The sequence below is a fragment of the Stenotrophomonas pictorum JCM 9942 genome, assembly GCF_001310775.1.
In the GTDB taxonomy this organism is placed as follows: domain Bacteria; phylum Pseudomonadota; class Gammaproteobacteria; order Xanthomonadales; family Xanthomonadaceae; genus Stenotrophomonas; species Stenotrophomonas pictorum.
Map to the genome: position 1 here is coordinate 1 of NZ_BAZI01000099.1, position 8520 is coordinate 8520.

Genomic DNA, 8520 nt, shown 5'->3' on the forward strand with positions numbered 1-8520 from the left:
GGGGGAAGGGCCGGCTTCCTTTGATGGGCACGCTCCTTCATCCACCGCGAAGGCGTGCCCGGCTAGTGTCTATCCACTTTTCATGACGAGGTCGCCATGAGCCCCTACAAGATCGCGGTTTTCGTTGGCAGTCTGCGCAAGGAGTCCATCAACCGGCGTCTGGCCCATGCGTTGGAAAAGCTGGCTGGCGACCGGGCCAGCTTCGATTACATCCAGCTCGATGACATCCCGCTGTACAACCAGGATCACGACAGCCGGTTTCCGGCCCAGGGCACACGGCTGAAGAACCAGGTGCGCTCGGCCGATGCGGTACTGTTCATCACGCCCGAGTACAACCGCTCCATTCCCGGGGTGCTCAAAAACGCCATCGATACCGGTTCCAGGCCACAGGGGGACAATGCGTTCCAAGGCAAGCCGGCGGCGCTGATCGGCGCCTCCTTCGGCAGTGCCGGTACCGCCATGGCGCAGCAGCACCTGCGCAACGTGCTGGTGGCGGTGGGCCTGGCCGCAATGGCGCGGCCGGAGGCCTTCGTGCAGTTCAAGGAGGGGCTGATCGAGGCGGACGGCACCGTTGCCAGCGAAGGCACGCGCAAATTTCTGCAAGGCTTTCTGGATGCCTTCTTCGACTGGATCCAGACCCAGCAGCCCAGGTGACCGCCTGGCGCGGCCCCGGTAGCCCCATTCACGGTCGGTACGTGCCCGGGCGTCGGGTTTTGCGATAATCACGCCCCCGGCATTGCAATGGTGCCGGGGGCTTTTCTGTATGGCCACCCACGTCCGGTACGCCAGCGCCCCTGCGCGGGGTTGGTTTGTGGACAGGTTGTCCACAGAGTTGTCCGTACCCCGGTGGCCGATGCCCACCTAACATGGCCGCACGGCCTTACTGCAGGAAATACGCTTTTCATGTCCGCCCGCACTGGTTTCCGTTCCGACCGTAAAGACCGCGCTGATCGTGCCGATCGCAGCGAGCAGCGCATCGACGCCTTGCGTGTGCCCCCGCATTCGGTGGAAGCCGAGCAGGCTGTGCTCGGTGGCCTGATGCTGGCGCCGGAAGCCTATGATCGGGTCAACGAGGCGCTGACCGACAAGGATTTCTACCGGCGTGACCACCAGCTGATCTACCGGGCGATCTGCGAATTGTCCGAGCGCGATCGTCCGTTCGATGCGGTGACGCTGGGTGAGTGGTTCGAATCGCAGGGCAAGATGGAGCTGATTGGCGATGGCGCCTACCTGATCGAGCTGGCCAGCACTACGCCATCGGCCGCCAACATTTCGGCCTATGCCGAGATCGTGCGCGACAAGGCCGTGCTGCGACAGCTGATCCAGGTCGGCACCGACATCGTCAACGATGGCTTCCAGCCCGAAGGCCGCGACAGTTCCGAACTGCTCTCCAGCGCCGAGAAATCGGTGTTCGCCATCGCCGAACAGGGCGCGCGCGGGCGTACCGATTTCGTTGCGATGCCCGGTGCGCTGAAGGATGCGTTCGAGGAGCTGCGCAACCGCTTCGAGAACGGCGGCAACATTACCGGCCTGCCGACCGGCTATACCGATTTCGATGCGATGACCGCCGGCCTGCAGCCGACCGACCTGATCATCCTTGCCGCGCGCCCGGCCATGGGCAAGACCACGCTGGCGCTGAACATCGCCGAGTATGCCGCGATCAAGTCGAAGAAGGGCGTGGCGGTGTTCTCGATGGAAATGTCCGCCTCGCAGCTGGCGATGCGCCTGATCTCCTCCAACGGCCGCATCAACGCCCAGCGCCTGCGCACCGGCCAGCTCGAGGACGAGGACTGGAGCCGCGTCACCGGCGCGATCCGCATGCTCAAGGAAACCAAGATCTTCATCGATGACACCCCGGGCGTATCGCCGGAGATCCTGCGTTCCAAGTGCCGCCGCCTCAAACGCGAGCACGACCTTGGCCTGATCGTGATCGACTACCTGCAGCTGATGAGCGTGCCGGGCAACAGCGAGAACCGCGCCACGGAAATCTCCGAGATCTCGCGCTCGCTCAAGGGCCTTGCCAAGGAACTGAACGTACCGGTGATCGCGCTGTCGCAGCTCAACCGCTCGCTGGAAACGCGTACCGACAAGCGCCCGGTGATGGCCGATCTGCGCGAATCCGGTGCTATCGAGCAGGACGCGGACATGATCGTTTTCATTTACCGAGACGACTACTACAACAAGGAAAGTTCGCCGGACAAGGGCCTGGCCGAGATCATCATCGGCAAGCATCGTGGTGGTCCTACCGGTTCGTGCAAGCTGAAGTTCTTCGGCGAATACACCCGGTTCGACAACCTCTCGCACGATTCGGTCGGCTCGTTCGAGTAAGCCCTCTGCTCAGGGGCGCCCGTTGCGCTCCTGGGTCAACTTGCCCAGCACCTTCACCGCGAAGCCGCCACCGGGCACCACGGTCGACGCCATCTCCGCGCCCAGCTCGAACAGCATCTCGCGCGACATCACCGTGTCCAGCTTGTCGCGGAACCACTGGCCATCCTCCACCACCTCGCCGGTCAGGCCGTCGATTTCGATCACGCCGATCTTGCCGGCGCCGGTCCACAGGTATTCGAAGGCGAACACCGGGCGGAAGTACAGGTTGGCGCTGACGAATTCCAGCAGGTCGTTGTCGATGCGATGGGCGTCGATGGCTTCGGCGGCCAGCTGCGACTTGATCACCTGCACCACCGAGGCGAAGGGCATCTGCGGGGTGACCCCGCCGGGTAGATCCAGTTGCTGCTGCTCCACCGCGCGATAGCGTTCCACGTAGCCCTGCAGCTTGGCCTGGCGGATCGGCCGCTTCAGCCCGTCCTGGTAGAGCAGGGTGTCTATCTTGCGGTGGCACAGTTCGTTGACGGCCAGCTCCACCCGCGGCTTGTTGCCGTTGGCCAGCACTTCGATGGTCTGCCCGGCGATCTCCAGCTGGCGCGCGTAGGGATTGGCGATCTGCAGCGGATACACCGCCTCGTGCAGGTAATCGATCTCGCGCCGCGCGGCCACATACCAGAAAGGCTCATAGCGCAACTCCGACTTGGACAGGTTCACGGTCTCGGTCTTGGGCCTGTTCAGCGGATTGAGCCGGGCCAGCGTGCCAAAAGCGGACAGCTTGCTCTTCTCGGCTTGTTCCTCGGCCGCGCGCGCTGAGTACACTTCATCGAAAACCAGAATCCGGTAGACCGATGCGGCCGGATTGAGCTGCGTTTCCATCGAGTATTCCTCTCTCTGGCGGCGGTCGGTAAGGGCGTCGGGGCCGCGTGGCCGGGGTGTCCCGGAGATGATGGCACAGCATCCCGGGCGCTCTTTTCACGGCGCGACGACCTATCATGAGCGCCTTCAAATCGACTGGTTCTGACTGAAGATGTCCGTTGCGTTGGTATGGTTCAGGCGTGATCTGCGCCTGCAGGACAATCCGGCATTGCAGGCGGCGCTGGCTGCCGGGCACGACCCGGTGCCGGTGTACGTGCATGCGCCGGCTGAGGAGGAGACGTGGGCGCCCGGCGCGGCTTCCGATGCCTGGCTGCATCGCTCACTCGCCGCGCTGGATGCCGATCTGCGTGCGCGTGGTTCGCATCTGGTCATCCGCCGCGGCCCCAGTGCCGGGGCATTGCAGCAGTTGATCGCCGAAACCGGCGCCCAGGCGGTGTACTGGAACCGCAAGTACGAGCCTGTCACCCAGCCGCGTGATGCGGCGATCAAGCGCGATCTGCGCCAGCAGGGACTGCAGGTGGAAAGCCACAACGGCTATCTGCTGTTCGAACCCTGGGAGCTGACGACCCAGCAGGGCGGCCCCTACAAGGTATTCACGCCGTTCTGGCGCAATGCGCTGAGCCGCTGGCGTCTGGCGGAGCTTTGCGCTGCGCCGGATATGCTGGCCGCGCATGGGATCGATGGATTGCCCCTGGAGGCACTGGGCCTGTCGCCGCGATTGGCTTGGGATGCCGGTTTCTGGGAGCGCTGGCAGCCCGGCGAGGCCGGTGCGCAGCAAACGCTGGAGGTGTTCACCGACGGTGCGCTCAACGGTTACTGCGAACAGCGCGACCTGCCGGACCGTGTCGGTACCTCCCTGATCTCGCCCCACCTGCATTTTGGCGAGATTGCACCGTGGCGCATCGCCCATGTGCTGCAGGGAATTCGTAGTGCCGGGCGCAATGCCGATATCGACGGCTACCTGCGCCAGCTGGGCTGGCGCGAATTTTCCTGGCATCTGCTGCATCACTTCCCGCAGACCTCGGATGCCAACCTCAATCCGCGTTTTGATGGCTTTGCCTGGGCGCCGCCGCAGCAAGCATTGCTGGAGCCTGGCGGCAAGGACGTACCGGCATCCCCATCATCGATGCCGGCATGCGCGAGCTGTGGGCAACGGGCTACATGCACAACCGGGTGCGGATGCTGGTGGGAAGCTTCCTGTGCAAGCACTTGCGCATCCACTGGCTGCAAGGCGCGCGCTGGTTCTGGGACACGCTGGTGGATGCCGATCTGGCCAACAACAGCATGGGCTGGCAATGGATCGCCGGCACCGGCGCCGATGCGGCGCCGTACTTCCGCGTATTCAATCCGGTCACGCAGGCGCAGAAGTTCGACCCGCAGGCGCGCTACATCACGCGCTGGGTGCCGGAGCTGGCGAAGTTGCCGGTGAAAGCGCGCTTTGCGCCGTGGCTGTCGCCCGGATTGCTGGCGGAAATGGCCCCGTCGTATCCGGCACAGCCGCTGGTGGATCTGGCAGAAGGCCGGGAGGCGGCGCTGGCGGCCTATCACCTCTGCCGTTAGCCGCTTTCGTTCCCGTGGCAGCTTTATGAATGGATGCCATGGGTAGGCGATTTTCATCATGTCCGGATTGCGCAGTGCTGTTTATGCTGCGCGGGCAAATCCCCGCTGGCCCGGCCGGCTCATGAAGGAGACTCAGATGATCCCACTTACCGTTGTTCGCAATCTTTCCATTGGTCTGGTGGCCGCTGCCGTCCTTTCGGCCTGTGCCACCGGTGGTTCGTACGTGCAGAGCGACCAGTACGGCAACCCTTCGCAGCAGCAGAACCGTACCGGCAAGGGCGCGCTGATCGGTACCGCCATCGGCGTAGCCGCCGGCCTGTTGAGCGGTGACAGCGCCACCGAGCGCCGTCAGCGCGCGATGGTGGGCGCCGGTATCGGTGCACTGGGAGGCGCCGCGGTAGGCAACTACCAGGACCGCCAGGAGCGCGCATTGCGTGAGCGCACCGCCAACACCGGTATCGATGTTCAGCGCCAAGGCGACAACATCACCCTGAGCCTGCCCGATGGCATCACCTTCGATTTCAACAAGACCTCGCTCAAACCGCAGTTCTACGGGGCGCTCAACGGCGTGGCCAGCACCCTGCGCGAATACAACCAGACCATGATCGAGGTGGTTGGGCATACCGACAGCATCGGCACCGATGCGGTGAACAACCGCATCTCCAAGGAGCGCGCCGATGCCGTGGCCGCCTATCTCACCGCCCAGGGCGTGCAGCGTGAACGCATCGAGACGCTGGGCGCCGGCAAGGCCTATCCGATTGCCGACAACAGCACCGAAGCCGGTCGCGCGCAGAACCGCCGCGTCGAGATCCGTGTGATCCCGCTGCGTTCGTGATCCATCGGTAGTTGATCCAGGTGAAGGGCCGCGCGAGCGGCCCTTTTCCCGTGAACAGCAGCGCTAGGGAAGATCGTCGGCGATGGCAAAGCTGTTGCGGCCTTCGCTCTTGGCCCGGTACAACGCCGCATCGGCACGCGAGAACCAGTCCTGCCAGTGCTGTTCGCCGCCATACATTGCCGCGCCCAGCGAGATGGTGATGCGTCCGTCAGGCCCGTTCAGCGCCTGGAAGACCGCATTGCGGATGCGTTCGCTGAAGCCGGCCAGCGCTTCGCGCGAGCCGGTTTCGGCCAGTATCACGAACTCCTCGCCACCGAAGCGGAATACCTTGTCGTTGTCGCGAAGCTCGGCGTGCAGGATGGCGGCAAGATCGGACAATGCCGCATCACCTGCAGCATGGCCATGACGGTCATTGACCTCTTTGAAATGGTCGATATCCAGCACCACCAAGGCCTGCCGGAAGCGGTTTTCGCGCGCACCGTTGATCTGTTGTTGCAGGGCTTTTTCCAGCGCGCGGCGATTGGGCAGGCCGGTCAGTGCGTCCAGCGAGGCCAGAAGCTCCAGCCGGGTGTGATCGCCCTGGAGGCGTCGTGAAAAGCGATAGCCGAAGCCGAAGATCAGGATGATGACCACCAGCGCCTGCAGATCCGGAGGCGGGCCGCGCAGCAGCGGGGGCATGGCGATCAGGCCGGCGACCAGCAGCAGGTTGGCGGGTGTTGCAATGCTCTGACGCACGAGGAAGAAATTGGCCATCAAGGCCAGGTACGACCAGGGCAGCGCGCTCCTGCCGAGCAGCCCTGCGGCGAGCAGGCAGCCGGTGATATGCGCGATGCACAGCAACAGACCCGCCGCGCCCATCTTTGGAGCGCGCCTGTAGATCAGAGTGCAGGCGATGACCGCAGGGGTCGCGACGGCTGCGCTGCACAGTGCCCATCCCCATTGGCGGTTGAGCGCCAGCCAGACACTGAAGAACAGCAGCAGCAGGCTGGTGGTCGGGGCAATGGTGCGCAATGGCACCCTGCGCAACTCGTGCGGCAGGTTGGGAGAAGAGGGGGAAGGACCGCTGGCGGGTTCCATGGTTCGCGAACGATAGCAGGCTGTGGGGCGATGTTGGATTTCGCCTGAATTGGACCTTCAAGCGCTGGCAGGTTCCCTTGTGATGGAGTACAAATGTACTCCATGAGTGACCTTAGTCCCCGCCGTGCCGCGATCCTCGCCTTCATCCATGACCGTGTCGACGGGCAAGGACAGCCACCGACGCTGGCCGAAATCGCGCAGGCCTGCGGTCTGGCCTCGCGCGGGGCGGCCCGCAAGCATGTTTTGGCGCTCTCCGAAGCCGGATTGATCGATGTCACCGCTAGACAGGCCCGCGGTATCCGGCCGGCTGATTTCCGCGCTCGCGCCGACCGGTTGCAGGTTCCCATCCTGGGGCGGGTGGCGGCCGGCCTCCCTATCGGTGCCGATGCCGGACTGGTGGATACGTTGGAGCTGGATGCGCGGCTGTTTGCGGCCCGGCCGGATTATCTGCTGCGCGTGCAGGGCGATTCGATGATCGAAGACGGCATCCTGGATGGCGACCTGGTCGCCGTACGTCGCGCGGATGACGCGTACGACGGACAGACGGTGGTGGCACGGCTGGAGGGCGAGTTGACCATCAAGCGTCTGTCGCGCGGCGGCGCCCACGTGCGCCTGCTGCCACGGAATCCGGCCTATGCGCCGATAGAGATACAGCCGGATCAGGAGTTCGCCATCGAGGGCGTGTTCTGTGGGCTGGTGCGACGCGGCTGATGGGCGCGGTCGTTGCCCTCGACAGCCTGTTGCAGGAACGCCGTGTCTGGCGTGGACGGCCGGCTGCGCTGCCGGCCAGCCGGCAACCTACCGGGCATCCGCTGTTGGACGAAGTCTTGCCGAGCGGTGGCTGGCCGGAGGCGGCACTGAGCGAAATCCTGCTGCCTGCCGAGGGGGTGGGGGAGTTGCGCCTGCTGTGGCCCACGCTGACGCGGTTGACCCGTGCCGGAGAACGGGTGGTGCTGGTGGCGCCGCCGCATATTCCCTATGCGCCGGCCTGGCAGGCGGCGGGAGTGGATCTTCGCCAGGTGCAGGTGGTGCAGGCCGACGGGTTGCGCGACGCATTGTGGGCCAGTGAGCAGTGTCTGCGTTCGGGTAGTTGTGGAGCGGTGCTGTGCTGGCCCCAGTTGACCGAAGACAAGGCGCTGCGGCGCTTGCAGGTGGCGGCCGAATCCGGGCGGACACTGGGGTTTGCGTGCCGGCCGTTGCAGGCGGTGTGCAATCCGTCGCCCGCGGCGTTGCGTATCGCCATCGATGCGCAGCGGCGCAGCTGCGGGTGCTCAAGTGCCGGGGGGGGATGCCTCCGTCCCGGCCGCTGCCGTTTGCACGGATGCAGTGAGGCACCATGCGCTGGGCCTGCATTCTGCTGCCACATCTGGCCATGGACGGCGTGCTGCGTGGTTGCGCCGAACCGGCGCTGCCGCGCGTGCTGGTCAGTGGTCCGGCCCAGCGGCGGGTGCTGCATTCGGTGAGCCCGGCCGCCGCAGCGCTGGGATTGAAGGCGGGTCAGTCGCTGGTGACCGCACAGGCATTGGTTGCCGGTTTCCAGGTGCAGCCCCATGCACCGCAGATGCAGACGCATTGGCAGGAATTTCTGGCGGCATGGGCCTACCGTTTCAGTTCGCAGGTAAGTCTGCAATACGCGCAGGCATTGATCATCGAGGTCGAGCACAGCCTGGGTCTGTTTGGTCCGTGGCCACAATTCGAGGCGCGCTTGCGACGTGAGCTGGACGCGCTGGGTTTCCGCCATCGCATCGCCCTGGCCCCCAATCCGGTGGCGGCGCGGGCGCTGGCCAATGCCGGCGACGGCCTGGTTGTGGATGAGGCCGGACTGGCCGCGCTGCTGGGCCAGTTGC

The 8520-nt window shown here is 64.9% G+C and carries 7 protein-coding genes and 2 pseudogenes; 7 read left to right on the plus strand and 2 right to left on the minus strand.

Translation table 11 applies throughout. The features are described from left to right. Window positions 1-96: 96 nt before the first annotated feature. Both JCM9942_RS07045 and JCM9942_RS07050 read left to right on the plus strand, forming a co-directional pair. The gene (locus tag JCM9942_RS07045) at window positions 97-654 is read left to right on the plus strand and encodes an NADPH-dependent FMN reductase (protein WP_054658701.1); all 558 of its coding nucleotides are present in this window, start codon (window positions 97-99) and stop codon (window positions 652-654) included. A 249-nt stretch (window positions 655-903) separates the two neighbouring features. After that, a complete protein-coding gene (locus tag JCM9942_RS07050) occupies window positions 904-2328 on the plus strand; it encodes a replicative DNA helicase (protein ID WP_054658703.1) in 1425 nt (474 codons plus the stop codon). A gap of 9 nt (window positions 2329-2337) precedes the next feature. Here JCM9942_RS07050 and JCM9942_RS07055 read toward each other — a convergent pair whose 3' ends face one another. Continuing rightward, window positions 2338-3201, minus strand: a complete 864-nt coding sequence (locus tag JCM9942_RS07055) for a hypothetical protein (RefSeq protein ID WP_054658705.1) — start codon at window positions 3199-3201, stop codon at window positions 2338-2340. 151 nt (window positions 3202-3352) lie between these two features. On the opposite strand from JCM9942_RS07055, the pseudogene JCM9942_RS07060 reads away from it, so the two are divergent. Then, window positions 3353-4761, plus strand: a pseudogene (locus JCM9942_RS07060) (cryptochrome/photolyase family protein). Between the two features lie 136 nt (window positions 4762-4897). Continuing rightward, window positions 4898-5596 carry a YiaD family glycine zipper/OmpA-like lipoprotein gene (locus JCM9942_RS07065; RefSeq protein WP_054658707.1) on the plus strand — a complete coding sequence of 233 codons (699 nt, stop codon included), beginning with the start codon at window positions 4898-4900 and terminating at the stop codon, window positions 5594-5596. Between the two features lie 63 nt (window positions 5597-5659). On the opposite strand, the gene JCM9942_RS07070 is transcribed toward JCM9942_RS07065, so the two are convergent. Beyond that, on the minus strand, window positions 5660-6673 hold the full coding sequence (locus JCM9942_RS07070) for a GGDEF domain-containing protein (RefSeq protein ID WP_083468453.1): 1014 nt from the start codon (window positions 6671-6673) through the stop codon (window positions 5660-5662). A 102-nt stretch (window positions 6674-6775) separates the two neighbouring features. Between JCM9942_RS07070 and lexA the strand changes: the two genes are divergently transcribed. The 3 genes and pseudogenes from lexA to JCM9942_RS07080 form a co-directional block, all read left to right on the plus strand. Continuing rightward, entirely contained in the window at window positions 6776-7384 is a 609-nt protein-coding gene (gene lexA / locus JCM9942_RS07075; protein ID WP_199398893.1) for a transcriptional repressor LexA, read from the plus strand. Continuing rightward, window positions 7384-8003, plus strand: a pseudogene (imuA, locus tag JCM9942_RS18185) (translesion DNA synthesis-associated protein ImuA). Before lexA ends, imuA begins: the two are co-directional and overlap by 1 nt. A gap of 6 nt (window positions 8004-8009) precedes the next feature. Next, window positions 8010-8520 (plus strand): Y-family DNA polymerase (locus tag JCM9942_RS07080; protein ID WP_484600204.1); only part of this gene is annotated, 511 nt, incomplete at its 3' end.